The following is a 26,336-nucleotide window of genomic DNA, read 5'->3' as shown; positions in this document are numbered from 1 at the left end:
ATTTTGAATCGCCGCTGTTTCTTTCAAATTTAAAAAGCTTTCGGTTTTATGGAAAGCTGCAAATCTACTATGGAGGAAGACGATGGCCGGAGCCAGTAAGAACTCTCGTACAACTGTTGCAACACAGAAATTTATTTGCCCAGATTGCGGCGGTGAAATTGTAATGAAGACTTTTTTTGAGAACGGAAAACTCAAGAATCTTGCGGAATGCCAGAAATGCAAACGCATTGAGCGCAGACCTAAAGATTTTAAATAAAAATCAAAGCCGTAGACGGTATTTTCATAGGAATTTATTCGGAGGTATCCTGTGTCAGTAAAGAAAACATCTGCAGAAAAAAGACACGCACAGAGCGAAGTTCGCAGAATGCGCAACAAGGCAGTTAAGTCTAGAGTACATACAAGCTTGAAGAAATACATGGAAGCTATCCTTAAAAAGGATCAGCCTCTTGCTCAGGAAAAACTAAAGGTTCTTCACTCAGAACTTGATAATGCATACCGCAAGGGTGTAATAAAACTCAATGCTTGCGCACGCAAAAAGAGCCGTATGGCTGTTCTTTACAATGTAACTTTTGCAGCTGCAAAATAAACTTTGAAGGATGTTGTTAAAAAACAGCATCCTTTTGTTTGTGGTATTGGAATGTCTTCAAAAAAAGTTACAAAAAACGATTTGCTGGAAGCTGTTTATCAAAATACAAAATACGAAAAGCTTGCAGTTCAGACCATCATGGAAAATCTTTTCGATCAGATGAAAGAGGTTCTAAAAGATGGTAATACAATTGAATTGCGCGGTTTTGGAACATTTGAGGCGCGGCTTCGCAAAGGAAGGCAAAATGCCCGTAATCCAAAAACAGGACAGCAGCTTTCTGTTGCTCCTCATTATGTTGTCGCTTTCCGTTCTGGTCAGGAATTAAAAAAAGCTTTATGGGATTTGCCTGTGAGCGAAGTTTCCAATGAGCAGAATTAAATTCTTTTCCATTTTTAAGATTCAAGAGGTGTGCTGATGTCAGGATTTTCCGCTGGAAATTTAACAGTATTCGGACAGGAAACTGAATTTGACGGTGTGCTGGAATTTTCAGACAATCTTGTTATTACTGGCAAATTTCATGGAACAATAAACGCATCTGGCGATCTTGAAATTGAAAAAACTGCGGTTTGCGATGTTGACAAGATGAGCGCAAATTCAATTGTTGTTTCAGGAAAAATAACAGGAGATATAGAGGCAAAAGACCGCATAGAGCTTTGCGATGGAAGCAAGGTTCATGGAGATTTAAAGGCGGCAAGGCTTCGTATTTCTGACGGTGTGGAATTTGAAGGTAAAATTTCCATGATTGATGAAATTCCTGCCTCTGATATTTTTTCTGTTGCTTCGGAAGAATATAAAAATTCACTTATTATGCAGTCGAATGAAGCTAGGTAGTTTTAAAAATTAATTTTTATTGACAAAAATGCAGTAGTAAGATTAAAATAAAACTGTTTTATTAGTAATTTTAGTTCTTTTATTTTTCCGAAAATTTATCAAAAAAATGCCCTTGTGCTGGGTTTTTTATAAAATATGCTGGAAGTTTTTATTCTGGCTTTTTTTGAAATTAAAAATCATAAAACTTATTGCAGTTCTTGCATATAAAAACGACATGCCATTTCTTTTGGGATGCCTATTTTGGAGTAATCTATGGCAATTATAAAACGCCGTAATTCAGATGAAGCAGCGGAAATTCAGACAGAAGAAGCCGCAAGCCAGTTGGAAGGAAATGAAAATCCTGAATCTACAGAATCAGACGAGGTAAAAAATCCTCCTAAGGTAAGAAGGCGGCGGATAGTAAAAAAAGCAGCTGAACAAGAAAGTGTAGTGCCGGACAATTCTGAGGAATCTTCTTCTGAGCCACAGGAAAATGATTCTGCGACTTCTGAATCTTTATCTGAGCCGCAAACTCAGTCCCACCATGAATCTTCAGAGTCAAATTCTGATTCGGCGCATGAAGAGCATTATGTGCCCCGCCAACGTTATGACAATAGAAGATGGAATGGCAACAACCGCTATGGAAACCGCCGTTACAACAATAACCGTTATAACAATACCAACTATGAAAAAAATCTTCAGGCTAGGCTAGAGGCTGTTCAGGCTGCCCAAAAAATTGAAAATCCAGAAGAATATGAGTCAAAACCGCGGCTTTTAATTAATGACCTTACAAAAAAAAGTATGCCGGAACTTAGAGAACTCGGCGTTCAGTACGGAATTTCTGCTGATGAAATGGCTCCTATGAAAAAACAGGATTTGATTTTTTCTATTTTACGCGCGCATACGGAACACGGCGGAATTATTTTTGCTTCAGGCGCTTTGGAAATTCTTCCTGACGGTTATGGCTTTCTTAGAAGTCCGCAGAACTCTTATCTTCCCGGACCTGATGACATTTATATTTCGCCAAGCCAAATCCGCTTGTTCAACTTAAAAACTGGAGATACGATTTACGGTCAGACAAGAAGCCCAAAGGAAGGTGAAAAATTCTTTGCACTTTTGCGCATTGAGACTGTGAATTTTGAGGATCCTTACGTTGCGCAGACTCGTGTTCCTTTTGAAAACCTTACGCCGCTTTATCCTAACGAAAAACTCCGTCTTGAAACAGTTTCAACAGAACTTAGCACCCGCATTGTTGATCTTTTTGTTCCGATTGGAAAAGGCCAGCGTCTTTTGATTGTTGCTCCTCCAAAGGCCGGAAAAACAACACTGATGCAGAAAATTGCAAATGCCATAACTGTAAATAATCCGGAAGTTTATTTGATTGTGCTTCTTATTGACGAACGTCCGGAAGAAGTTACAGAAATGGAGCGTTCTATTCATGCGGAAGTTATTTCTTCAACTTTTGATGAGCAGGCGACTCGTCATGTTCAGGTTGCGGAAATGGTTTTGGAAAAGGCAAAGCGTCTTGTTGAGCATAAGCGCGATGTTGTTATTTTTCTTGATTCTATAACTCGTCTTGCACGCGCATACAACCAGACTGTTCCGACTTCTGGAAAAGTTCTTTCCGGCGGTGTTGATTCAAATGCGCTTCATAAACCAAAGAGATTTTTTGGCGCGGCTAGAAATGTGGAAGAGGGAGGTTCTCTTACAATAATTTCAACTTCTCTTATTGAAACAGGAAGCCGCATGGATGAGGTTATTTTTGAAGAATTCAAGGGAACTGGCAACAGCGAAATCGATCTTGACAGAAAACTTGCAGAGCGCAGATTGTTCCCGGCGATTAATATTAAAAAATCCGGCACAAGAAAAGAAGAGCTTTTGCTTTCGGAAGCAGAACTTCAGCGTATGTGGATTCTTCGCAAGGTTCTAAATCCTATGGATGATGCCGATATGCTTGAGCTTATCCGCGACAAGATGCGAAAGACAAAGGACAACGAAGCTTTCCTTGCATCGATGAATCCTGGCGGTTTGTCTGAAGAATAAAAAAAAGCACGGTTTTATAAAGATATTTATGTGCAGTTTGGCACTTCCTTTATAAAATCCCGTGCAATATAAAATTGGGCTGTCTTAAAAGTGTCTTTTCTGTCATTTTCGGGCTTGACCCGGAAATCTGTGTCTAGAGATTGTTAACCGAGTTTCTTTAAGAAACATCGCAGTATCAAGTACGACAATGACAGTTTTAGCTTATTGAGCAGTCTCTTTTTTAAATTACTGTTCCATCTGGAATAACCGCGCCTTTTCTGATAACAATGATTCCGTCTGAACTATAGAACAAACCGTGATCTCCATCTTCATAGGTTTTTCCGTTGATGTTTATGCAGCAGTTGTTTCCAATGTGGGCGTTTTTATCAATGATTGCTTTGTTTATTTTGCAGTTCTTTCCGATTCCAAGATCTGGAATTTTCTTCTTTTTGTTTTCAGCCTTGTCATCTTCGCTTTCGTAGAAGTCAGCTCCCATCATTACAACGCCGTTCAAGTCGCACCCTTCGTTGATTATTGAGCGGATTCCTATTACAGATTTTTGCAGGCGCGAATATTCGATTACGCAGCCTTCGCTTGCAAGTGTCGCAGTCATGTTTGCGTTGTTGATTTTGCTTGGTGGAAGATTGCGCATCTGTGTGTAAATCGGCTTGTCTTCTTCGTAAAGGTTGAAATTTGGAACAGGATTCGTAAGATCCAATGTGGCTTCATAGAATGAGCGGATTGTTCCGATGTCTTCCCAGTAGTCGTTGAAAATGTAGCTGTTGACTTGCTTTGACTTTATTGCCATTGGAATAATTTCTTTTCCAAAGTCAGTCTTGTCATTATTCAAAAGCTCTTCCATTGTTGAAGCATTGAAAATGTAAATTCCCATAGAAGCAAGATATTCAAGGCTTGCGGGAAGATCTCCTCTTGATTTTTCTGGAATTTTCCATGCGTCAATGTTCATATCCGCAGCCGGTTTTTCCATGAAAGCTGTAATGCGGTTTGCGTCGTCAACCTGCATGATTCCGAATCCAGAAGCATCACGGCGGTTTACTGCTTTTGCCGCAATTGTGATTTCCGCGCCGCTTTCAATATGCTTGTTCATAAAATCCTTGAGGTTCATCTTGTAAAGCTGGTCGCCTGAAAGAATTATGTAATGTGTCGGACGCTGAACTCTAAAATGTCCGAAATTTTTACGCACTGCATCTGCTGTTCCTTCATACCAGCCTGAATGTTCAAGAGTCTGTTCCGCCGCAAGAATTTCTACAAATCCGTCTGAAAAGCGGTCAAAATTGTAGGAATTGTTTATGTGAAGGTGGAGCGACGCAGAGTTGAACTGTGTTAAAAGATAGATTTTTTTGTAGCCAGAGTTGATGCAGTTTGAAATAGGAATATCAACAATTCTATATTTTCCGCCGAAAGGAACCGCTGGTTTGGATCTTTCTTTTGTAAGAGGGTAGAGCCTTGTTCCTTTTCCTCCGCCCAAGATGATTGCAAGAACTCTTGGTTCTTCTTTGTTTTTCAAAGCCATATTATTAAATTCCTCCGCTTGGTAAAACTTGAGATTTATGCCCAAATTTTTTGAAATGTTCTTTCAATATTATAAAACACTTTCTGAATTTTGCAACAAAATATCTTGATTTTATTATACGAAACTTCTAAAAAAATCATTTTTTATCAGTTTTCTGAAAAAAATCTAAACGGACTGCTTTTCTTTCATTCCGAGGAATTCCTTGAACAGTTTTTCCTGCATTGGCTTGGCGTAGTAGAATCCTTGTGCGATGTCGCAGCCGCTTGTTTTCAGCATTTCGCACTGGTCTTTTGTTTCGACTCCTTCGGCAACCGTTGTTATGTTGAGCTTTTTCGCCATTTCAATTACAGAAGTTATTATGATTCTTTCTTTTTGGTTTTTGTTTTCTTCTTGGGACGAAAGAAAGTCCTTGTCCAGCTTTATTACGTCAGCCGGCATATTCTTTAAAAGGTTCAGTGAAGAATATCCTGCGCCAAAATCATCTACAGAAACGGAAAATCCTGCCTTTTTTATTTCGTCCATTATTTTTATAAGGCGGTTCGGATTGTCTACCATGATTCTTTCTGTAAGCTCGACTTCTATTTTGTTGTCGCCGATGTCGTAGCTGCGTGAAATTTGCTTCAGGTCGCTTATTAAATTCGGGTTGTAAATATTGTAGCGGCTTAGATTGAAGGAAATTGTAAGCGGATTGCTTTTGCTTTCCTTGGTTTTATTCCATTCTTCAAGAAAATTGCAGACATTGTTAAGCACAAATTTGTCGATTTTTTCTATAAAGCCGTTGTCTTCAAAAAGCGGTATGAATTTTGCAGGTGGAAGAAAACCTTTGCGCGGATTGTTCCATCTTATAAGAGCTTCAGCTCCGATTATAGTTTCGTCCTCAAACTTGAACTTTGGCTGGTAAAAAACTTCAAATTCCTTGTTTTCAAAGGCTTCCTCCATAGAAAGCGTAATTTCTCTGTTCCAACTGTAGGACTCTTTAAGCTCGCTTGTATATTCGATTACTCTATGGGTTGCAAAATGATTTTTGTAGAGTTTTTGAGCCAGATTAGCCTTGCTTATCATGGATTCTATGTCGTCCAGCGGATTTTCTATGCGGTAAATGCTTGCGCTGAATGTAAACTGGTATTTTGGAGGAAGATATTTTTTTACGATATTGTCTACGTTTGTCATGTTGTAGACACGTTCTTCTATGTCCCAGAAAAATTCCATGTTTTTTATAAGGAAAACAAAGTTGTCTGCATAAAAACGGCACACGAATTCGTTTTTTCCGCATTGGGAGGCAAAATGTTTTCCAAGAAGCTTTAGAATTTCGTTTCCGCAGAGAATTCCGTAAGTGTCGTTTATGATTCTAAAATTGTCTGCATTGAGAGAAAGAATCATGTATTCGTTTGGAAGCGCGTTTTTCAGAAGCTTTTTTGCATCGAATTCAAAGTGGCTGTATGCAGGAAGCCCTGTTATGTTGTCGTGTTCAATCATGTAGCTTTTTTTATGCAGAATCAGCAGAAGAAGAGCTATTACGAAGCAAATTAGCGTGGCAAAAAAAATTAAAATCATTGCGGCAAAACGTGGACTGTACATTTTTATAATCTCGTAAAAAGTTTAAGTAGAATGAATAAAGTATAAACTACAATTCCTCAAAAAACAAGAAAAAATTTGTTTAAAATGCGTGCATGGTATTTTCTCCAAACTGATTTAGCTTAACTTTTTTATTCGGATTCCGATAAAATAATTGAGGTTATGTTATGATTAGAGGCTGGTATATCGGAGCAAGCGGAATGAATGCTCAGCAGAACAGGCTGGACACAATTTCGAACAATCTTGCAAATGTAGACACGACAGGCTTTAAAAAAGAAATTCCTGTAAACAAGGAATTCAGCGAGCTTTTGCTTAGAAGAACTGTGGCAGACGGCGTGTATAAAACACCGTTCGGTTCTGCGGATGCGGTTTCTATAATCGGCTCAATCGGACTTGGAGTTGAAACAAACGAACTTTACACAGATTTTAGTCAAGGCTCTTTTAAATCAACAGATACTAAAACAGACATGGCTTTGGGGGGAGAGGGGTTTTTTACTGTCCAGACTCCGGCAGGTGAACGCTATACACGCAACGGAAATTTTCACCTTGGAAAAGAAGGAATTCTTTTGACAAAGGAAGGTTATCCCGTTCTTGGCGAAAACGGAGCGATTCATGTTCCTAATGACAAATTTTTTGTGAATCAGGACGGAATGATTTATACAAATGAAGACAACGAACTTGTTGACAGAATAAAAGTTGTACGCTTTGAAAACGAGCGTTTCCTAAAAAAACAAGGCTCTTCACTTTGGAATTCAAATGAAATTTCCGGAGATGCGTATATTGCGGAAGGAGATGAACGTCCGCGGCTTTTGCAGGGATATACAGAAGCAAGCAACGTGAATGTTGTAAACGAAATGGTTCAGATGATAGAAGTAAACCGCGCTTATGAGGCGAACCAGAAGTCAGTTCAGACAGAAGACAGCATGATGGACACGCTTTGGTCTAAAGTTGTTACTGTAAACCGCTAATAAGGAGAATTAGAAAATGGTAAGAAGTTTATGGAATGCCGCTACAGGAATGAACGGTCAGCAGATGAATATAGACACTATCTCAAACAACCTTTCTAACGTAAATACAACCGGTTTTAAACAGCACCGTGCTGAATTTGAAGACCTTCTTTATCAGAATGTAAAGCTTGCTGGAACTCCGGCTACGGAAGACACCGTAACTCCTGTTGGACATCAGATGGGAAGCGGTGTAAAAGTTGGAGCAACACAGCGCATTATGACACAAGGCTCTTTGCAGGCGACCGGAGTTGACACAGATGTTGCGGTTGTTGGCGACGGATTCTTTAGGGTTCAGCAGTATGACGGAAGTTGGGCATACACAAGAGACGGCTCATTTAAGGTTGATTCGACCGGACAGCTTGTAACGGCAAACGGACTTCGGGTAATGCCAGAAATAATCATGCCGGAAGGCTTTCAGCTTGAAACACTTTCTATTTCTGACGGCGGAAGGGTAAACATAAAAGTAAACGGCGAGCTTGAGCCTGTTGAAGTCGGCCAGCTTGAGCTTTATAGATTTCCGAATGCAGTCGGACTTGAAAACACAGGCGACAATCTTTACAAAGTTACAAACGCTTCTGGAGAGCCAATTGCTGGACGTCCTGGAATTGACGGAATGGGAATTACAAAGCATAAGTTTCTTGAAATGAGCAATGTTTCTGTTGTAAATGAAATGGTTCAGATGATTGTTGCGCAGCGTGCTTATGAGTTCAACTCAAAGGCAATTCAGACTAGCGACAATATGCTTCAGACTGCCGCCGGACTTAAACGCTAAAAATTGAATTGCTAGAAATACGTCTGGCCAAGGTACGCTTACGCTCAAGATCTTGACTCAGCCGTTTTTAGGGGGTGTGATAACCCCTAAATCAGCCTGCGTTGGAAAAATCCAGTCGCAGTTTTTTTTTACTGAATAATTTATCACAGAAAATCTTGTAAAATCCTGACTCCAAAATGCCGAAAATGTAAATAAGGTGGAATCATGGCGGTAAACGGAATTTCTGGAACTGGAATAACAGGCACTTTGTCTAACGGAAGCAATGCAATCGACTCTGCTGTTCTTCAAAATGAAGCAAAAAAGTTTTCTTCGCTCGTAAAGGAAATGCAAAATAAAACTGCATTAGGAATTTCTGAAGGAGCATCTTTGTCAGGAGTTTCTTCAAGCCAAGTTGCCAGGAACCATCGCCTGAATGGGGACTACACTCAGGGATTCTACGGAGCATTCACTTCTGATTCTGACAAGTCAGCACGCCCGCAGGGATTCGCCGCAAATTCAAAAACTTCAAGCGGAAAAAGTCCCGTAATTGACAAGACTTCCGAGCTTTATGCGCAGTCCATGGAAATGGAAAACTACATGGTCAAAATGATGCTTTCGTCAATGCGCAATACAGTTCAAAAAACATGTTTTGCCGGAAAAGACAACGAATATGCCCGCAAAATGTACGATGACATGATGTATGACAATATGGCGGAATCGATTACCAAAAACGCTTCTTTGGGACTTGCAGATCAGATTTACATTGAGCTTTCCGGCCAAAGATAATTTTATTTTCTGCATCTTGTCATTCCTGTGCTACGACACAGAAATCTATTGAAGATTTTTAACGGATTTTCGGCTCAAGCCTGATAATGACACAAAAGTGTAAAAGTCGCCATTCAGTCTTTTAAATTTTTCTCTAAACAAAAATCTTTATATTCCGAAAATTAAATAGAAACTTTCTTTTTGAAGGAAAAACTTATGGCGGAAGAAAAAGAAATTGAATTGATCAGTGTGCTTAATGAACAGGAACGAATTCTTGATTCTATGCTTATGGAGCAGAATAAAATTCACGAATGTGTTGTAAAGCGCAGCTGGGCTGGGCTTGAAGAGTATGTCCTGAATATTAACGAGCTTGGAAGTGAATTTTCCAAGGTTGACAAGTTCCGTGAAAAAATCGCATCTGTTTCAGAAAATATTTATTTTCATCCTGAAGTAAAGGATGTTTTTCTCCGCGTAAAGACAAAGCTTTCAAGAAGCAAAGTTGAAAATGACGCTCTTGCAAAATATGTGAGCGCGACAAAGAAATTTATTTCGGAAGTCATGGATCAATGCGCATCTCAGCAGAGAAACGAAATTTATTCCCCGAACGGCACAATGAGAAAAAACTATGCACAGAGCATTGTTGTAAATAGAAGCATTTAAAAGGAGCGTGGAATTATGGCGAATTCTTTTGCAGGAATAGAAATTGGAAAAAGAAGCCTTATGGCTCATTCAACTCAGATTCAGACTGCCGGCCACAATATTTCAAATGCGGATACAGAAGGCTATTCTAGGCAGCGTGTCATTGTAAAATCCTTTGAGCCTATTTACCGTCCTGACTTGGAGCGCGCGATGGTTCCAGGTCAGATAGGACAGGGCTGCGATGTTGAAAGCATAAACAGAATAAAAGACGAGCTTTTGGAAAGCCGCATTGTTGAGCAGAAGAATGTTGAGTCTTACTGGGAAACACGCGACAAATATTATTCAATGATTGAATCTGTTTACAATGAGCCTAATGATGTTTCTGTAAGAACAAACATGGATAAGTTCTGGCAGGGCTGGCAGGAACTTTCTACTTATCCTGAAAGCGATGCGGCTCGTCTTGCTGTTGTTGTGCGCGGACAGACTTTGACAAATTCAATTCAGCAGCAGTACAAAAGTCTGCGTGGAATTGGAGACCAGATAAACGGCGACATTGAGGCTGTTGTAAAGCAGGTGAATGATCTTTCGCGCCAGATTGCTTCTGTAAACGGTGAAATTGTAAGGAGCAAAGGTCTTGGGGACAATCCGAATGATCTTATGGACCGCCGCGATTTGCTTGTTGAAAAACTTTCATCTCTTATTAATGTTACTGTTACTCAAAAAGATCCTGATGAATTTATGGTTCATACAGACGGGCAGATTATTGTCCAAGGAAGCCTTGCGCGTCAGATAGAAACTGTTGGCCAGCTTGACAATAACGGCTATGGAAAACTTATGTGGTCTGATACAAAGGTTGACGCGGAGTTTCATGGCGGAACACTCGGAGCTTTGGTAGAGCTTCGCGACAAGGATATCCGCACAGAAATTCAGTCTTTAAATACAATGGCTCTTAACTTTGCAGATTTGGTGAATGATGTTCACCGGAATGCCATTGGAAAGAACAATACAACAGGTTTGGATTTTTTTGTTCAGCATGATTTTGTGGAAAACGTAAACGGAAACTATGACAGAAATGGCGATGGTGTGGAAGACACTTCGTATATTTTCCGCATGACAGGAACAAATGTGCTTAAGATGCAGGAGCAGATTGGTCTTTTTGGAACAATGACAATTAACGGCGCAAGTGGAAATATTGATGTTGCTTATTTTTCAACAGACACAGTTGAAGATGTTATTAACAGAATCAATGATTCCAACGGAGAGGTAAAGGCTTATCTTGACAGAAACAGTTGTCTTGTTTTAAAAGCAACTTCTTCTAAAGGAATGGAAAATCCTGATTTTGTTATCCGCCACGTTGAAGATTCTGGAATGTTTCTTACGGGGTATTCAGGGATTTTGCAGGGAAGCGGCGCGGACAATGCTTATGACTTTAACCGTGCGAATGCGGTTGATGTTCTTGCAGGAGCGCAGTTTGCGGTTTCTCCAGTTTTGAATCCGTCTGCATATATCGAAGTAAATGGACTTATTCAGAATGATGTTTCAAGCGTGGCAGCCGCATTTAAAAATTCCCAGGGATTCGCAGAGCCTAGCGATGGAAGAGCGGCAGTGGAAATGGCTGCAATCAGAAATACAAAAATAATGATTGGAAGCCAGCGCACATTTGATGATTATTTTGCTGATACTATAACCAACGTTGGGTTAAAAGGTGAGCAGGCGCAAAACCAGCTTGCAACTCAAAACAAAATAATGGGTGACTTAAGGGATTTGCGCGACAGTATTTCTGGTGTAAACATTGATGAAGAGCTTGCCGATATAATAAAGTTTCAGCATGGATATAATGTTGCTGCAAAATTTATTTCGGTGCAGGATGAGCTTCTTGATACGTTGATTAACCGTCTTGGAGTTTAAGTTATTTTAGAAACGAGGTAGAATATGCATAGAATCAGCTCACAATTTAATAATACAGATACCCAGTACCAGCTTAGAAAACAGGAAGTGAATCAGGCAATAAAGAACCGCCAGATTGGAACTCAAAGCAGAATCGGAAGCCTTCGTGATGATCCGATTGCGGCTGGACATCTTGTGCGTTATCAGTCTTACTTGGGACGTGTGAATCAGTTTGAAAAAAATGCGCAGACTCTTGCGGATCAGATGAATGTCAGGGAAGGCTATATAAATCAGAATTTGCAGATTATGCACCGTGTCAGAGAACTTGCTATTACTGGAGCAAACGGAACCTATACTGGAGATGACTTGAAAAACATGGCTGTTGAAGTCAATGAGCTTTTAAAGGAAATGATTCAGAATGCAAATGCTGTAGGTCCGGACGGCAACACTCTTTTTGCCGGAACAAGAACAAAGGGCGCGGCCTTCGATGTTGTAATGGGAAATATTCCAGGCTCCGATGAGGCTCTTATTGAAAAAGTAAATTACAAGGGAAACAACGGAATTAATAAAATCGAAGTTGATGAAAACGCTTATCTTCAGATTGACAACAGCGGAACAAAAACATTTTGGGCAGAACCACAGCATCTTATAGGGCAACGTGATTTGACATCTTGGCAGGCGCTGGAAGATTCTGTTATAAATATTGACGGTGCAGATATTACTATAAAATCTGGCGACAATGTTTATGCTGTTGCTGCAAAAATTAACAATTCTGGAATTGCGGTAAAAGCTTCAATCGATCCTGTTTCCCAAGGACTTTCGCTTTCTACTACAGATTCTCATCAGGTTTGGATGGAAGATAAAACTGGCAGCGCATTGGCAGACATGGGAATGATTGAAGATTCAAGCCAGTTTCCGCCTTACAATGTGAACACTTCCGCTGTAAAAGTTTCCGGTGGCTCTTTGTTTGACGCTGTTATTGCCCTGCGTGATTCTATGCTAAAGGGAGACCAAGAGTCAATTGGAAGCCGCGTGATTGGAACTCTTGACTATGGAATCAACAATCTTACAACTCGCCTTGCAAAGTCAGGAAGCGACTATGAGCGTGCAATGAATAATGTTGAGCGTTCAAAGACAAACAAAGTGAATGTTAGTCAGCTTGTAAGCAGAGAAGGTGATATTGATTTGACAGAAGCCATAACAGATTTAAAAATGATGGAATATGTCAACCAGGCAACAATGAGCAATGCTGGAAAAATGTATTCAAGCACTCTGCTCAATTATATGCGCTAGGATTTTAGTATTTAAAAATATTCATAGGATTATTTATGCTGGTAGAAACAAAAACTAAAGGCTGTGTTGAAATTTCCAACGATAGGTTGATTTCTATACCTTCTGGGCTTTTTGGCTTTGAAGAATATACGGATTTTGCTCTTGTGGACAGTGAGTATGAGCCGCTTATGTGGCTTCAGTCACTTCAGGAAAAAAATCTTGCGTTTCTTTTAATAGATCCGTTTTTAATTACAGATGATTATGAAGCTGAAATTGATGACAACGAGCTTTTAAAAATCGGCATAAAAGATCCTGCTGATGTAATGGTTCTTACAATTGTAACTGTTCCTGATGATGGCAGCGCGGTAACTGCGAATTTCCAGGGACCTCTTATAATTAACAAGAAAAATCATCAGTGTATGCAGGCTATTCTTGACGGCTCAAAGTACACAACAAAGCACAATATTCTTGAAGCATTAAAACGAAAGGAGGCAAAATAATGCTTATCCTTTCAAGAAAAATAGATCAAAAAATCCGTATAGGAGACGATATTGTTATTACGCTGATAGATGTGAAAGGCGATCAAGTGAAAATCGGCGTGGAAGCTCCTAGCAATGTAAAAGTTTACCGGCAGGAAGTTTTTGAAGCAATCCAGTCGGAAAACAAAGCCGCTGCCTCGCAGATTTCAATGGAGCGCCTAGGAAAACTTTTTGGCTGATTTTTTTTTGTTAGAAAAATATTAGTTTTTGTTTTTTGATTCAAGGACTATTTCAGCTTCGCTTTTTCTTACATACAGCGGACCGTCATAGTCTTTTAATGGTTCTTTCTTTTCCGCAATCATTTTTTCTGCAATTTCAAAGAGACTTTCGCAGCAGTCATTTTCCGGACAAAAGCAATGAAGGGAATATAGCGGTGTTATTTCGTTTGTCCGCTCGACAAATGTTTTTGCTCCAGGCCCGCAAACAAGAACAGAACTTTCCGCGTCAATTTGTTTTAAGATTTCTTCAATTTCTGAATCTTCTTCGTTTCTGATTTTTTCACCGCGTATATAGAATGAATAGAAAAACTCATCTTCTTTTGCTTCTATTACAGGAAGAACTGTTTCAATCGCTTTTTTATAAGGCCAAGAGTATGCTTCCAAGGAAGGAATTCCATAAAGCGGAACATTGTCTGAAAGAGTGATTGCCTTGAGCGCGCTAAGACCAAGCCTGAGTCCTGTAAAACTTCCTGGACCAAGCGTAACTGTCGTGTAATCAAGATCTTTTGCAGAAAGTCCTGCTTCTTTCATTACATAGTCAATTGCAGGAAGAAGCTTTTCAGATTGCTTCATTCCAATATCGAGTGTAAGTTTTATTGTGTTGCCTTCATTTTTTGCGGCTACAGAAAGTTTTGTAACTGCGCAGTCTATTGCAAGAGCTTTCATTTTATTCCTCGTTCCAGTCGATTTTTCCGTTGTTCCAGTTTTCAATTTTTATTTTACGGCTTCCGTCTTCCTGCGGTGTTATTTCAACAAGGATAGACTTTTGGGGAAGCTCTTTTTTTACTTTTTCACTCCATTCAATTATGCAGACTCCGTTTCCGTAGAGCATATCTTCAACACCCAGGTTTACAAAGTCTTCTTCGCCTTCAAGTCTATAAACGTCCATGTGGTATAAAGGCATTTTTTCACCTTCGTATTCACTTACGAGGCAGAATGTGGGGCTTGTTATATTGTCTTTTACTCCAAGGGATTTTGCGATTCCTTTTGTTATTGTGGTTTTTCCGGCTGCGAGAGTTCCAGTCATTGCAAGAATGTCGCCTGGCTTTAAAAGAGAGCCGATTTTTTCTCCCAGTGAGATTGTTTCAATTGAAGACTTTGTGTGGAAAATCATTTTTTACCCGATGCCATTAAACTTGCGGAAGAGACCCTTCCTGCGCCATTTTATCAATAAGAGCCTTGATTGCTTTTGTTATAGGAATAACTGGATAGTCAAGCTTAGCCGGAAGCGGATCAAGCTCAACTGTTCTTATTCCAAGTGGATTTGTTTCTACAGTAAAACTTATTGGTATTGAAATAATTGAAGACAAAACTTCTACTTTTGCAATCGCCTTGTAGTGATGAATGTAGTAAATGTATCCGTCTTCTTTTTGTATCGAATTTATTTCTAAAACTTTCATAATGCAATCAAATTCCAAGCTCAAAAATAATCATAAATCGCAGCATAAATATCATTTCTTGCAGCTATATTAATATCGGTAAATTTAATGTACAGCACAAATGTTTTTTCATCCACGGATTTTTTTGACTTTATAATAAGACCTTGCGCCTGATGCTCAATGATTCCAGGAAGCTTAAAGTAAAGCTGAATGTACTGATTCTTTGAAATTGGAAGCCCGCATGAAATTTTGCATCCGCCTGCGGAAATATCAATAAATGTTCCCGTGTACTTTTTTTGCTGAACTTCAAATTTTGTTTTTCGTCCGGATTTTACTTCCTTTACTGCGGAAAAAAGACATTCAATGGTTGTTCCCTGCCGCTTTGTCATCCGCTTTTGGATTAGTTTTAGCGTTGAAGAATGCGTTATAAGAAGAAGTTCTTTTCCGTTTGGAATGTCTTCGTAGCGTGCCGCTATTACAACGCATTGGTAAAGCATTCCTGTTGCAGAAGAAAAATTTATCATAAACTTTGAAAGAGGCTTTGGCTTAAAATTTTTTAGTTCTGCGGAAATTTCTACATAAAAACCTTCCGGCGTATTCTTTTGAACTGTCGCGTCATGCGGAATGTGTTTTTCATCTAAAACTCTTATTTGCTGTCCGGGTCTTAAATATTTTGTGGAAGTTATGGAATGTTTTCTGTCGTAAAGTTTTTCGAGCTTATACCTTAATGAAAACAAAACTGAAATTTTTTCTTCGTTCCGCGGATTTTGCAAATTCATTCTTTGAAATTCGGATTTAAAAAGATTTTGCATTTCATTTTCTGAGCGGTAAGAAAACTGAATGTTGCGCGCATGATGTGTTTTGCAGATGCTCCATAACAGTTTTTTTTCTATGCTGTCAAGGTTTGCCTCATGCGCAATTTTTCTTACATCTGAAAATTTTGTTTTTCTGTTCTTGTTTGCTTCAATCCATTGTTTTGATTTTATAAACGCCTTGTATTTTAAATATAAAAAATACAAAACCGCAAGAATTATAGCTGCAACAACAAAAAAAGCGACAAAAAAATATACGAATCCGCTTGAAGCAATACGTGCTTCAATAGGTGAGCCTGTGTCCATGATATTTACTTTTTAAGGCTGTCCTCTATAGCCTTTGCAATAAGCTCAAGACGCGGCGCAATTTCGTATTCGCACAAGTCTCCTGAAGTTACAGTGTCTTTTGTTTCAAGTGACTGCTCAAAATCCGCTGCAAGCGGCGCAAACTCTTCAAAAAATTCTGTAACGCTTTTTCCGTCTATTACAATGCTTGAATATACTTCCGGGAACAATGCGCTCAAAGCCGCTGTGTGGCAAAAGTCGTCAATTGCTTCTGCAAGCTCAGCTATTACAGTGTTTGCCTCTTTGTCTTTTCCGCCTTGAAGCGCGACCGGAACTTCTGGAAGCTTTTTTGCAAGCGAAGAAAATTTGTCTTTTGATTTTCCAAGGGAATCGATTACGTCCTGTTTGCTTAAAACTGTAAGCTCGATTTTTGTATTTTCTTCAATCGGAGTTTTTGAGGCATTATCAAAATCATCTGCTAGAACTTTTTTTCCGTTAAGAAAAATGCCGATTGTTGTGGCCTCGCTTTTTTCTGCTTCTTTTTCAAATGACTTTAAAACTTCGCCGACTGTTTTTTCATCTTCAAGCGTAATGTCTATTTTTTCACCGTTTACAAAAAGTTCCATGATTTTCTCCTATCTGTTTCTGCCGTTATTTTGATTTGAAAAATTCTGCATTGTGGACTGCTGGCTTTCAAGGCTGTTCAGCGTGCCTTCCATGTTTGCGTATTTCCGTTTAAGTTCAGCTTCTTTTCTGTCCAGCTGGGTCTGAAGCCGTGTGATTTTTGAATTTGAATTTTTTATCTGCGTTTCAAGCGAATTTGTTTTTGAAGAAATTATCCCGCCTGACTGAACCCAGGAAGTAAGCTGCCTGTCAATCTTGTATCCGATTCCATCGTCAATAACCAAGTCTCCGTCAGAATCGTAGCCAAACAAATTTTTTATTTGATTCAAATTTGACTTTAAGCTTTCGTCAAGTTTTTTTTCATCAACTTCAAGATATCCGCGCATCTGAGAAGGACTGTAGCCTCTTGCGCCTCCGCTTGCATTTGTAGAAACACCAATCTGCGAAAGCATTGTAACGGACGCGTCATCAGAAAATCTGTAGTTTGAAGAAACAATCTGCTGCAAGGATGATTTTCCGTTTGTGAGAGTAAACTCTCCCTGAAACATTCCAAGACGCTCGTATGCTTTGTCCTGCTCATCAGAAGAAAGGTAGTCAAGCTCGGAAACAATTTCAGGCTTATTAATAGAAAGAATATTCATTTCTGCAACTGCCTGATTGTATTTGCCCACAAAAGTTATAATCGCATCCTTTGCGGATTCTGTGTCCGGCTCAATTTTTATGTTCGCGGGCTTTTCCGTTTTTTCATGGACGTGAAGGGTAACATTTGGAACTATGTCGTCAATGTCGTTTGTCGGGCGGCTTATTGTAATTCCTTCATATTTTAGCTTTGCGTCCTGCGCAGTTGAAATTGCGTTCTTAGGCTCAAATCCAAGCGATTTTTTTTCGTCAAAACAGAGCGGGTCAGTCATTGAAATTTCTTTGCCCGTATTTGAATTTCTTACAACAAGCGACTGTGCGTTTGGAAAGTCTGAAAGGCTCACGGAAACTTTTGTTTTTCCGTTTGAATCCTTTGTAAAATACTTTGAATCAACTGGCTTTTCGTTTCCGTCCGAATCCTTTATAAAAAATACTTGGCTGCTTGAAATTTCAACAGGCTTGGATTTTTGTTCCTGCTGTTCTTGCGCAGGCGGAAGTGTAGAATCGCTTGGGTTGTTGAATACGCTGATTCCTTCATAAGTAACGCTCAGCGGAGCCGGAAGCTCAAGGCTTTCTTTTGGAAGCTGGACATTTTCTTCTGTTATATCCTGAACTTTTTTTTCTGTAAAAGAGAATTCTATTTTTCCAGAGCTGCTTTTTCTTATCAAAGACGGAAAATCAAGTTCAAATCCGCCTCTTGGTTCTATTGTAATGTCGTTTCCTCTTGCTTTGACATTGTTTTTTGAGATTGCCGGAATATTTTCCTGGTGGATTTCGTCTTTTGTTTCCGGCGTTTTTGCAGAAAGTGAAGAATATTTTAAAGTTGTGGTTTCAGATTTTGCAGAGGAAATCATGCCGGTTTTTTTTGCAAAGTCAAGTGCTTGTTTTTCAAATACAAGGCGATTTTCTGCGCCTGTCCTTAAACTTTCAATTAAAAGTGATTTTTTATTTGCGCTTACACCAATCAGGCTTGCTTTTATCGTGTCGTTTCCGCGGCGGTTCAAGGCAGTAACAAAGTCATTGAGTTTTCCGCCTTTCCAGTTAAAGTCGATTTTTTTTTCTCCGACGGAATAAGTGTATTTTCCCGGAGCTACTTGCATATCGCTGTCTATTTCTTCGCTTAAAAATCTGTCTGATGCGGCAGGCTGAAGAACTTCTATTTTAAATGAACCGAATTCCGCTTCGCGTCCTGCGTCTGCTGTTACTGCATATTCTTCCGAAGAAGATGAAAGTCTGTTGCTGAATGGATTTTCAAAAGAGTAGAGGCTTTTTACACTGTCGCGCAGAGAAGACATTTTCTGATTGACTCCACGCCAGGCGTCCTGCTGCTTTTTATACGTCTCAAGATTGGACTCCTCACGCTTTAAAGGAATCCGTTCGACTTCCATTAAGGATTCAACGAGATCATTTGTTTTGTATTTGTCGCTTACGCCTGGTATGTTCAGTCCGTCTGCCATTAAATCATTTCATCAAAAAGTACACCGATGGCATGTTTCATTCTTGCCTGAATTCTCTGTATATCTTTTGACGGTATTTCCCGGATAATTTCGTTTGTTGATGCGTCTACAACTGTTACAACAACTCTGTTAAGTTCGTCATTTACATTGAAATGCAGTTTGTGTCCTGTAACAATGTCAGAAAGACGCTGAAGTTCCTGCACTGACGCTTCCAAATCTGCCTGGTTCGCCTCAAAGTTTTGAAGAACTTCCGAAGCTGAATTTGGCAAAGTTCCTTTTACAGAAACCTTTGCTTCTCCTTTTTGCGGAGAGAAAGCGTTGTAGACTTTCTGGCCATCCATTGCCATTGTCTGACCATTCATACTGATTGTATTCATGGACATTTCCTCCTGAAAAATAAAAAAGAAGAGAGGGGAAGGGGGCGCACCCCTCCTCGCTCTTACGTGCTTGCTGCCTAAAAGAAGACATCCAGATTTCTCTTATTCAGAAAACACGGTTACAGCTTGCGCCGTTATTTTTAATACTACTGAAGCAAAGCCAATACGTTCTGAGACTGGCTGTTTGCCTGAGCAAGCATTGCTGTTCCTGACTGAGCAAGAATAGAATTCTTTGTGTATTCAACCATTTCAGCAGCCATGTCAGTGTCGCGGATTCCTGATTCTGCGCCCTGCATATTTTCTGCTGCAACGGCGATACCGTTAGAAGCCATTTCAAAGCGGTTCTGGTATGCGCCAAGGTCTGCTCTCTGGCGTGAAACTGATTTAAGAGCTGCGTCAATTGCTCCGATAGCCATGTTAGCTGTATCTGGAGTAGAGATGCTTATCTGTTCGTCAGTACCCTGAGTTCCCTTAAGACCAAGAGCCTGTGCTGTCATTGTTCCAATGAAAGCTGTTACTCTCTGATCCATGTTAGCGCCAACCTGGAATGTCATTACATTGTTTGTTACAGAATTCTCTGCAAAACGTCCTGTAAGAAGGTTCATTCCATTGAACTGAGCCTGTGAAGCAATGCGATCTACTTCTGCTACAAGCTGAGAAACTTCAACCTGAATCTGCATGCGGTCTTCATCGCTGTAGATTCCGTTTGCAGACTGAACTGAAAGCTCGCGGATTCTCTGAAGAATGTCTGTAGTTTCCTGCAAGTATCCTTCTGTTGCCTGAATGAAAGAAACTCCGTTCTGAATGTTTCTGTTAGCCTGGTTGAGTCCGCGGATCTGGCTGCGCATCTTTTCAGATACTGCAAGTCCTGAAGCGTCGTCTCCAGCGCGGTTGATTTTTTCGCCTGAGCTAAGTTTTTCAATGTTGCCCATCAACTGGGAATTAGAAACTCCCAATGTGCGGTTTGCAAACATTGAGCTCATGTTGTGATTAATGACCATAATAATGTCCTCCATGAATCGTACATAATGCATCATGCAAAATGCCCGTCTGTAAAGGCTTTCTGCTGGTTTTTGCGCCCCCGGCAGAAGTTTTAGACCTTGTACAGCAGGAACCGTTGCTTTTATTTCCCTTGTAAAAAATTTAAGCAACCGTCTATGCTGTTACAGACAATCATGGAAAACAGAATTTTCAAAGATCGGCTTCTAAAACAAAGCAAAGCCGTGTCTAAAAGCACAGCTGTTTTTGCGGGAAAGATTCAAAAAGAAAGCAAAGTTGAAGTGTAAATCAAACCTGCAAACGGCAAAGAGCATAGAAAAGTCCATGCTCTTTGTATTCAGTATATCACACTATTGGAGTAAAGACAAGACGCTTTGTGACTGGCTGTTAGCCTGAGCGAGCATTGCAATTCCAGACTGTGACAATACCTGGTTCTTGGTGAATTCTACCATCGCAGAAGCCATGTCTGTATCGCGGATTCTTGATTCAGATGCCTGTGTATTTTCAGCGGCAATATCAAGTCCCTTTACAGCATAGTCAAGGCGGTTCTGGTATGCGCCAAGGTCTGCTCTCTGCTTGTTGATGATTTTTAGAGCTTCATCAAGAGTTCCGATTGCGCGGTTGGCATCACTTGGAGCCGCAATTGTCATAACTTCTTCAGTTCCAATTTCTCTCATTCCGAGAGCAGCAGCTGTCATAGTTCCGATGAAAACAGACATACGCTGGTCCATGTTTGCGCCGATGTGGAGCCACATAGAAGCTGTAGGAGTGTTTTCTCCAGTAGCCTGTGCAAATCTTCCTGTGAGCATATTCATACCGTTGAACTGCGCCTGGGAAGCGATGCGGTCTACTTCTGCTACGAGCTGGCTTACTTCAACCTGAATCTGCATTCTGTCTTCATCTGAATAAATTCCGTTTGAAGCCTGAACTGCAAGTTCGCGGATGCGCTGAACGATGTCTGTAGTTTCCTGCAAATATCCTTCAGTTGTCTGAATGAAGCTGATTCCGTTTGCTGCGTTTCTTGAAGCCTGGTTCAATCCGCGGATCTGAGATCTCATTTTTTCAGAAACTGCAAGTCCTGAAGCGTCGTCTCCAGCGCGGTTGATTTTCTGGCCAGAAGAAAGTTTCTCCATGTCCTTTGTGAGTGAACCCTGGGTTACTCCTAAAGAACGGTTTGAAAACATTGCGGACATGTTGTGGTTGATGACCATATTTTTCCTCCATGGAATTATAAAGACCAAATCCTTTCGGTCTAAAATTGTAAAAGACTACATCTGTATTACAAGGCTACATCTGCAATCTTTTACATTGAATAGCCTGGCTGATGTCTTCTACGAAGTTGAACAGCCATGGTTTTTCAATATAATTATCGGCATAACGGAGGCTTGACTTTAGCGTTTTTTTTAATTTTTTATGATTTTTTTTAGAATTTCCGCGGAATTCTTGTAGGTGTACTTTTCAAGAATTGGTTCCGGGGATTCTGTCTTTTCCTTTAGAAGGTTGTTTAAATTGCAGTCCGTGTTGTTCCATTCAATGTAATGGGCGGAATTTCCGTATATTTCAGGAAGGCTTGCTGACTTTGAGATTATTATTTTTGCTTTGCAGGAAAGGGCTTCGAGCGGCGGAATTCCAAATCCTTCATAATAAGAAGGAAAAACAAACGCCTTGCAGTTTTCCATCAGCGATTTTACATGACCGTCTGTTACATAGCCTAAAAGCGTTACGTTTGGAAGGCTCTGCAGGTCTTCAAGCTCCTTTGGAACAAGTCCGGATATTGCCTTTCCGGAAACCGCAAATTTTTCCTCTGGATTTTTTTTTGCGTAAGATGCAATCCATTTTAAATTCTTTCGCTTTGAAAGGCTTCCGAGTGTAAAGTAAAATCCGCCTTTTTCAAGCTTGGGAAACTTTTCAAATATTGAATTGTCAGGTTCTATTGACTTAAAGTGATCCCAGCCGTTCGGAATAATTTCTATTATCTGTGGTGAAACTTTGTATGCCTTTAGAATCCGCTCTTTGCTGAACTGTGAAACTGTTATGATTTTTTTTGCGTTTTTTGCGATGTTCCAGTAACTTAGGCGGCAGTAAAGCCTGATTAGCTTGTCCTTAAATGTTTTAAAGTCCTGTGGAAAATCCTTTGCATAAATGTCATGTATAAAAGAAATTCCGCAGTTTTTTCCAAGCGGAGCAGTGTTTGAAAAGTTAAGTCCGGTTGCCTTTAATTTTTTGCAGGCCGAAGAAAAAGTTCCCATGTCCCAAAATGGAAAGCTCTTAATACTTTTTTTTGACACGATGATTTTAATGTTTTTGTATTCTGGAACTGACTTTGCGTTCGCAGGGGCATAGAGCGCAATATTGTCTTCTTTTGAAACAATCAAGTCGAGCTGCCTGCAAGTTTCCCAAGCGAATCTTTCAATTCCTGTGAGGTTTCTGCAAAGAAAGTTTCCGTTTATTAAAATCATCTTTAAACCTTAGTCGCGAGAATACAAATCTCTTGTGTAGACTTTTTCCTTTACGTCTGAAAGTTCAGGAGACATTCTGTTTGAAATAATTACATCGCAGTCTTTCTTGAATTCCGCGAGGTCTTTTACTACTTTTGAGCCGAAAAATTTATCTTCCTTATAAGATGGCTCGTAAACAACTACAGGAATTCCTTTTGCCTTTACGCGCTTCATGATTCCCTGAATTGAACTTTGTCGGAAATTGTCGCTGTTCGCTTTCATTGTAAGGCGGAAAACTCCCACAACTTTTGGCTTTTTTGCGATAATCTGGTCTGCGATAAAGTCCTTGCGTGTTGAATTTGAATCTACAATCGCATGGATTAAATTCTGTGGAACATCCTTGTAGTTTGCAAGAAGCTGCTTTGTGTCCTTTGGAAGACAATAACCGCCGTAGCCAAACGAAGGATTGTTGTAGAAGTCTCCGATTCTTGGATCCAGACAGATTCCTTCTATAATAGACTTTGTGTCCAGTCCGCGTACTTCCGCATAAGTGTCCAGCTCGTTGAAATATGCGACTCTCAAGGCAAGATATGTGTTTGCAAAAAGCTTGATTGCCTCTGCTTCTGTGCAGTTTGGATAAAGAATCTTTATGTCTTCTTTTATTGCGCCTTCTTTTAAAAGGGATGCGAACAGTTCTGCTTTTTCCTTTAGTTCCGGCTGTTCTTTTGGAAAGCTTACAACGATTCTTGACGGATAAAGGTTGTCATAAAGCGCATGTCCTTCACGAAGAAATTCCGGGGAAAACAGAAGATTCTTTATTCCCATTTCCGCGCGGATTTTTTCAGTATAGCCGACTGGAATTGTGGATTTTATTACAACTGTTGCTTCAGGATTTATTTCTTTTACAAGCTTTAGAACCGCTTCAACAGAAGATGTGTCAAAGTAGTTTTTTTCCGGGTCGTAGTTTGTTGGAGTTGAGATGATGATAAAGTCAGCATCATTATAGGCAAGTTTTGCGTCTGTTGTGGCCGTAAGATTGAGTTTTTTATTCGCAAGGTATTCTTCAATTTCCTTGTCAACGATTGGAGATTTTTTGCTGTTTATTAAGTCAACTTTAGCCTGAATTATATCTGTTGCGAAAACTTCATTGTGCTGTGAAAGCAAAATTGCGTTTGAAAGTCCTACGTATCCTGTTCCTGCTACTGCTATTTTCATTCTTTCCTCCAAAAATAAGCAAGGTTTAATAGGCAAAAAAAAAAAAGACCTTAGAAAAACCTAAGGTCCGAGAGCGGCAGAAGGGAGTCGAACCCTCGTCTCCAGCTTGGAAGGCTGGGGTAATAAGCCGTTATACGACTGCCGCATTGCTTATGTTTGATATATTATATTTTATGAAAAAAAATGTCAACAGGAAAATGATGAATTTGTAATTATTTTTTAAGAATGTTTTGCCGTATGGATCTGTATGTTTGTATCAACTGATTCAGGGACTTGCACAGTCGTTTCTTGTGCGTCTTCCGATGTCGTACATTATGTCTGTTCAGCCGGATGCCAGCCTTTCAATGATTGGTCTTGCCGCTCCTACAGCAACAGTCTTTGGAATCGTCTTGAATCTTGTGTTCTTTATTTTTTATCAGAAAAAACTTAATATAAAAGGAAATGAAAACAAAGAAAACTGAACTTTTTTCCATTGCGCTTTTCCTGCTTTTATTTCTGAACGGAATCTGTCTTTATGCGGAAGATGAAGTGCGCCATAATCCCTGGTCGCTCATAATCTACCGACCCGAAAACAGCTGGCAGATAAACGAAACCCGTTGCTACTTGAAGTTCGAAGACGCGGAAACCGGCGAAGATGTAACTTACACAAAATCCAAGGCGAACTATTCCTGGGTCAGCGAGCCAAATAAAGGAATCCCTTATGAGCGTAACTATTATCTTTGCGGCGGAATGGCAATGCATCTTCTTTTAAAGAAAGGAAGCTATAAAATCAGTTTTTACACACCCAAGGAAAAAATTTCTGCGCAAGGACTTTCCAAGGAGCTTTTGAAAAAAGACTGGAATTCAAACACTTTTTTGTACGACACAGAAAATCCTGCGAAAGTAATCTTTGTAAGCCCCACCGCCAATGAAAACGGCTTCTATGATGGCGGGTGGCACATTGACCACAAAGCCCCGAAGTTCTTCAGGTTCACCAAGCCGGAAAGAGAGTAAGGTGAAATTGTCAAAAATTGTGCTATTATATTAATAGAGATTTTCTATGTCTGAAAGATTTGAATTGCCAACCGCAGGAGAAATTCTTACAGAGGAATTTCTTGAGCCATTAAATATCACGCCTTATAGACTTTCAAAAGATTTAGGTGTTTCGTCTAGCACAGTTTTAGATTTAGTTCACGGAAAACGAAAGATAACTGTAGAAATGTCTTTGCGCCTTGCAAAATATTTTGGAACAACCTCAAAATTTTGGCTTAATTTGCAGAATGAGCTGGATCTGCGAGAGGCTGAAATCAGACTGGAAAAAGATTTGAAAAAAATCCCAGCTTGCAAGCAGATTGCATAGCGTTTTATACTTTTATTTCTATCCTTGCGCCGAATGGCAGGAACGCAAGCTTTACGAGCTTAAAGCACTGAAGTCCAAGCGGAATTCCGATGATTGTGCAGCACAAAACAACTCCTGCCGCCAAATATCCAATCGCAAGCTCAAGACCGCCAAAGACAGCCCAAAGAATGTTCAGCAAGAGTGAGCTTGTTTTTGTTCCAAGCAAAATATTTTTTCCGAATGGAAAGAACGAAACGCAGGACAGCTTAAGGCACTGAATTCCCACTGGAATGCCGATAATTGTAATGCACCAAATCAAGCCAATTGCTAGCCAGGCAAGCCCGGAAATAAATCCGCAGAGTATGAACCATACAATATTTCCAAGGAATCTAAAAAAATCCATAAAAATCTCCTTTTCTATTTTATGCGCTTATTATTTTTCCGTCGGAAATCTTTATAACGTGGTCTGCCATGTTCACGATTTTTGCATCGTGCGTTGAAAAAATAAATGTTGTTTCAAGCTCTTTGTTCAGGGTTTTCATAAGCTCAAGAATCTGGTCTCCGTTTTTTGAGTCTAAGTTTGCGGTAGGTTCGTCGGCAAGAATCACCGGAGCCTTTGTGGCCAGCGCGCGTGCAATTGCCACCCTTTGCCTTTGTCCGCCTGAAAGCTCAGATGGCTTGTGGTTTTTCCATGCGGAAAGTCCGACTGTTTCAATCAGAAAGTCAATCCATTCGTCAAGCTCTTTCTTGCCCATGGTTTCTGTCGCAAATGAAGATCCAAGCGTAAGCGGAAGCTCCACATTTTCCCTTACATTCAAAACTGGAATTAAATTGAATGTCTGAAAAATAAATCCGAGGTTTTTTCTTCTAAGAACTGTGAGCTTTTTGTCCAATACGGCAGAAAGCTTTGTGTCCGCAGAAAGCTTTGTTTGCGCGTAGATATCGTTTCCGTTTAAAAGCAAAGAGCCGGAAGTTGGAAGGTCAATAAGCCCTATTATGTTCAGAAGCGTGGACTTTCCTGAGCCGGATGAACCGGAAATCGCCGCGAATTCACCTTTCTTTATTGAAAAAGAAGCCTTGTCCACGGCTTTTACAATAACTTTGTCCATCTTGTAGTTTTTGGAAATATCTTTAAGCTCAATCAGATTCATGGCGACAGTATAGCAGACTTAATCATAAAGTTCCACA

Annotated in this window: 31 protein-coding genes and 1 tRNA gene; 16 read left to right on the top strand and 16 right to left on the bottom strand. The window is 39.9% G+C overall.

Annotated elements, in window-relative coordinates; genetic code table 11:
* Positions 1 to 82 precede the first annotated feature (82 nt).
* The 5 genes from TRESU_RS14920 to rho all read left to right on the top strand — a co-directional run bounded on the left by TRESU_RS14920 (position 83) and on the right by rho (position 3,439).
* Positions 83 to 256, top strand: coding sequence for a hypothetical protein (locus tag TRESU_RS14920; RefSeq protein WP_013701598.1), 174 nt, complete (start codon positions 83 to 85; stop codon positions 254 to 256).
* Positions 257 to 307: 51 nt separating this feature from the next.
* Entirely contained in the window at positions 308 to 586 is a 279-nt protein-coding gene (gene rpsT, locus TRESU_RS07220; RefSeq protein WP_013701597.1) for a 30S ribosomal protein S20, read from the top strand.
* 51 nt (positions 587 to 637) lie between these two features.
* Entirely contained in the window at positions 638 to 964 is a 327-nt protein-coding gene (locus TRESU_RS07215; RefSeq protein ID WP_013701596.1) for an HU family DNA-binding protein, read from the top strand.
* A 36-nt stretch (positions 965 to 1,000) separates the two neighbouring features.
* Positions 1,001 to 1,417, top strand: a complete 417-nt coding sequence (locus tag TRESU_RS07210; protein WP_013701595.1) for a bactofilin family protein — start codon at positions 1,001 to 1,003, stop codon at positions 1,415 to 1,417.
* Positions 1,418 to 1,669: 252 nt separating this feature from the next.
* Positions 1,670 to 3,439 carry a transcription termination factor Rho gene (rho, locus tag TRESU_RS07205; protein ID WP_013701594.1) on the top strand — a complete coding sequence of 590 codons (1,770 nt, stop codon included), beginning with the start codon at positions 1,670 to 1,672 and terminating at the stop codon, positions 3,437 to 3,439.
* 220 nt (positions 3,440 to 3,659) lie between these two features.
* Here the strand turns inward: rho and TRESU_RS07200 are convergent, their stop codons facing one another.
* On the bottom strand, positions 3,660 to 4,952 hold the full coding sequence (locus TRESU_RS07200) for a glucose-1-phosphate adenylyltransferase (protein WP_013701593.1): 1,293 nt from the start codon (positions 4,950 to 4,952) through the stop codon (positions 3,660 to 3,662).
* Between the two features lie 165 nt (positions 4,953 to 5,117).
* On the bottom strand, positions 5,118 to 6,530 hold the full coding sequence (locus TRESU_RS07195; RefSeq protein WP_013701592.1) for a putative bifunctional diguanylate cyclase/phosphodiesterase: 1,413 nt from the start codon (positions 6,528 to 6,530) through the stop codon (positions 5,118 to 5,120).
* A 164-nt stretch (positions 6,531 to 6,694) separates the two neighbouring features.
* On the opposite strand from TRESU_RS07195, the gene flgF reads away from it, so the two are divergent.
* The 8 genes from flgF to csrA all read left to right on the top strand — a co-directional run bounded on the left by flgF (position 6,695) and on the right by csrA (position 13,566).
* On the top strand, positions 6,695 to 7,495 hold the full coding sequence (flgF, locus tag TRESU_RS07190) for a flagellar basal-body rod protein FlgF (RefSeq protein ID WP_013701591.1): 801 nt from the start codon (positions 6,695 to 6,697) through the stop codon (positions 7,493 to 7,495).
* Positions 7,496 to 7,511: 16 nt separating this feature from the next.
* Positions 7,512 to 8,306, top strand: coding sequence for a flagellar basal-body rod protein FlgG (gene flgG, locus TRESU_RS07185; RefSeq protein ID WP_013701590.1), 795 nt, complete (start codon positions 7,512 to 7,514; stop codon positions 8,304 to 8,306).
* A 204-nt stretch (positions 8,307 to 8,510) separates the two neighbouring features.
* The gene (locus tag TRESU_RS07180; RefSeq protein ID WP_013701589.1) at positions 8,511 to 9,071 is read left to right on the top strand and encodes a rod-binding protein; all 561 of its coding nucleotides are present in this window, start codon (positions 8,511 to 8,513) and stop codon (positions 9,069 to 9,071) included.
* 195 nt (positions 9,072 to 9,266) lie between these two features.
* Positions 9,267 to 9,710, top strand: a complete 444-nt coding sequence (locus TRESU_RS07175; protein WP_013701588.1) for a hypothetical protein — start codon at positions 9,267 to 9,269, stop codon at positions 9,708 to 9,710.
* 15 nt (positions 9,711 to 9,725) lie between these two features.
* Positions 9,726 to 11,597 carry a flagellar hook-associated protein FlgK gene (gene flgK, locus TRESU_RS07170; RefSeq protein ID WP_013701587.1) on the top strand — a complete coding sequence of 624 codons (1,872 nt, stop codon included), beginning with the start codon at positions 9,726 to 9,728 and terminating at the stop codon, positions 11,595 to 11,597.
* Between the two features lie 24 nt (positions 11,598 to 11,621).
* Positions 11,622 to 12,869: a flagellar hook-associated protein 3 gene (locus TRESU_RS07165; protein ID WP_013701586.1), complete on the top strand. Its 1,248-nt coding sequence runs from the start codon at positions 11,622 to 11,624 to the stop codon at positions 12,867 to 12,869.
* A gap of 35 nt (positions 12,870 to 12,904) precedes the next feature.
* Entirely contained in the window at positions 12,905 to 13,348 is a 444-nt protein-coding gene (fliW, locus tag TRESU_RS07160; RefSeq protein ID WP_013701585.1) for a flagellar assembly protein FliW, read from the top strand.
* Entirely contained in the window at positions 13,348 to 13,566 is a 219-nt protein-coding gene (csrA, locus tag TRESU_RS07155) for a carbon storage regulator CsrA (protein WP_013701584.1), read from the top strand. Before fliW ends, csrA begins: the two co-directional genes overlap by 1 nt.
* 21 nt (positions 13,567 to 13,587) lie before the next feature.
* On the opposite strand, the gene tsaB is transcribed toward csrA, so the two are convergent.
* From tsaB to TRESU_RS07095, 12 genes are all read right to left on the bottom strand, one after another.
* A complete protein-coding gene (gene tsaB, locus TRESU_RS07150; protein WP_013701583.1) occupies positions 13,588 to 14,271 on the bottom strand; it encodes a tRNA (adenosine(37)-N6)-threonylcarbamoyltransferase complex dimerization subunit type 1 TsaB in 684 nt (227 codons plus the stop codon).
* Between the two features lies 1 nt (position 14,272).
* Positions 14,273 to 14,719: a tRNA (adenosine(37)-N6)-threonylcarbamoyltransferase complex ATPase subunit type 1 TsaE gene (gene tsaE / locus TRESU_RS07145; RefSeq protein WP_013701582.1), complete on the bottom strand. Its 447-nt coding sequence runs from the start codon at positions 14,717 to 14,719 to the stop codon at positions 14,273 to 14,275.
* Positions 14,720 to 14,735: 16 nt separating this feature from the next.
* On the bottom strand, positions 14,736 to 15,005 hold the full coding sequence (locus TRESU_RS07140) for a hypothetical protein (protein ID WP_013701581.1): 270 nt from the start codon (positions 15,003 to 15,005) through the stop codon (positions 14,736 to 14,738).
* 20 nt (positions 15,006 to 15,025) lie between these two features.
* Positions 15,026 to 16,102 (bottom strand): PilZ domain-containing protein, encoded by a 1,077-nt coding sequence (locus TRESU_RS07135; protein WP_013701580.1) that lies wholly within the window; start codon positions 16,100 to 16,102, stop codon positions 15,026 to 15,028.
* A 5-nt stretch (positions 16,103 to 16,107) separates the two neighbouring features.
* A complete protein-coding gene (locus TRESU_RS07130; RefSeq protein WP_013701579.1) occupies positions 16,108 to 16,707 on the bottom strand; it encodes a hypothetical protein in 600 nt (199 codons plus the stop codon).
* A 9-nt stretch (positions 16,708 to 16,716) separates the two neighbouring features.
* Positions 16,717 to 18,801: a flagellar filament capping protein FliD gene (gene fliD, locus TRESU_RS07125; RefSeq protein WP_013701578.1), complete on the bottom strand. Its 2,085-nt coding sequence runs from the start codon at positions 18,799 to 18,801 to the stop codon at positions 16,717 to 16,719.
* Complete coding sequence (locus TRESU_RS14250; RefSeq protein WP_013701577.1) at positions 18,801 to 19,178, bottom strand: flagellar protein FlaG; 378 nt, start codon at positions 19,176 to 19,178, stop codon at positions 18,801 to 18,803. The genes fliD and TRESU_RS14250 overlap by 1 nt, the downstream gene beginning before the upstream one ends.
* A gap of 146 nt (positions 19,179 to 19,324) precedes the next feature.
* Positions 19,325 to 20,179: a flagellin N-terminal helical domain-containing protein gene (locus TRESU_RS07115; protein WP_013701576.1), complete on the bottom strand. Its 855-nt coding sequence runs from the start codon at positions 20,177 to 20,179 to the stop codon at positions 19,325 to 19,327.
* Positions 20,180 to 20,527: 348 nt separating this feature from the next.
* Positions 20,528 to 21,388, bottom strand: a complete 861-nt coding sequence (locus tag TRESU_RS07110; protein WP_013701575.1) for a flagellin N-terminal helical domain-containing protein — start codon at positions 21,386 to 21,388, stop codon at positions 20,528 to 20,530.
* A 192-nt stretch (positions 21,389 to 21,580) separates the two neighbouring features.
* Entirely contained in the window at positions 21,581 to 22,636 is a 1,056-nt protein-coding gene (locus tag TRESU_RS07105) for a glycosyltransferase family 4 protein (protein ID WP_013701574.1), read from the bottom strand.
* A gap of 9 nt (positions 22,637 to 22,645) precedes the next feature.
* Positions 22,646 to 23,830: a nucleotide sugar dehydrogenase gene (locus TRESU_RS07100; RefSeq protein ID WP_013701573.1), complete on the bottom strand. Its 1,185-nt coding sequence runs from the start codon at positions 23,828 to 23,830 to the stop codon at positions 22,646 to 22,648.
* A 72-nt stretch (positions 23,831 to 23,902) separates the two neighbouring features.
* A tRNA-Gly gene (locus TRESU_RS07095) sits at positions 23,903 to 23,975 on the bottom strand.
* Between the two features lie 106 nt (positions 23,976 to 24,081).
* Here TRESU_RS07095 and TRESU_RS07090 point away from each other — a divergent pair.
* Genes TRESU_RS07090 through TRESU_RS07080 form a run of 3 tightly spaced genes read left to right on the top strand, consistent with a single transcriptional unit; the run spans position 24,082 to position 25,169 of the window.
* Positions 24,082 to 24,291: a hypothetical protein gene (locus TRESU_RS07090; protein ID WP_148228276.1), complete on the top strand. Its 210-nt coding sequence runs from the start codon at positions 24,082 to 24,084 to the stop codon at positions 24,289 to 24,291.
* A complete protein-coding gene (locus tag TRESU_RS07085) occupies positions 24,272 to 24,823 on the top strand; it encodes a hypothetical protein (protein ID WP_013701572.1) in 552 nt (183 codons plus the stop codon). Before TRESU_RS07090 ends, TRESU_RS07085 begins: the two co-directional genes overlap by 20 nt.
* A gap of 46 nt (positions 24,824 to 24,869) precedes the next feature.
* Positions 24,870 to 25,169, top strand: a complete 300-nt coding sequence (locus TRESU_RS07080) for a HigA family addiction module antitoxin (protein WP_013701571.1) — start codon at positions 24,870 to 24,872, stop codon at positions 25,167 to 25,169.
* A gap of 4 nt (positions 25,170 to 25,173) precedes the next feature.
* Here TRESU_RS07080 and TRESU_RS07075 read toward each other — a convergent pair whose 3' ends face one another.
* Together TRESU_RS07075 and TRESU_RS07070 are read right to left on the bottom strand one after the other, a co-directional pair.
* Positions 25,174 to 25,551, bottom strand: coding sequence for a YccF domain-containing protein (locus TRESU_RS07075; RefSeq protein WP_013701570.1), 378 nt, complete (start codon positions 25,549 to 25,551; stop codon positions 25,174 to 25,176).
* 19 nt (positions 25,552 to 25,570) lie between these two features.
* Entirely contained in the window at positions 25,571 to 26,299 is a 729-nt protein-coding gene (locus tag TRESU_RS07070; RefSeq protein WP_013701569.1) for an ABC transporter ATP-binding protein, read from the bottom strand.
* Between the last annotated feature and the right edge of the window lie 37 nt (positions 26,300 to 26,336).

The sequence above is a fragment of the Treponema succinifaciens DSM 2489 genome (genome assembly GCF_000195275.1).
GTDB classification, from domain to species: Bacteria; Spirochaetota; Spirochaetia; order Treponematales; family Treponemataceae; genus Treponema_D; species Treponema_D succinifaciens.
The sequence above is the reverse complement of the archived record's forward strand: the minus strand, read 5'-3'. Positions and strand labels throughout refer to the sequence as shown.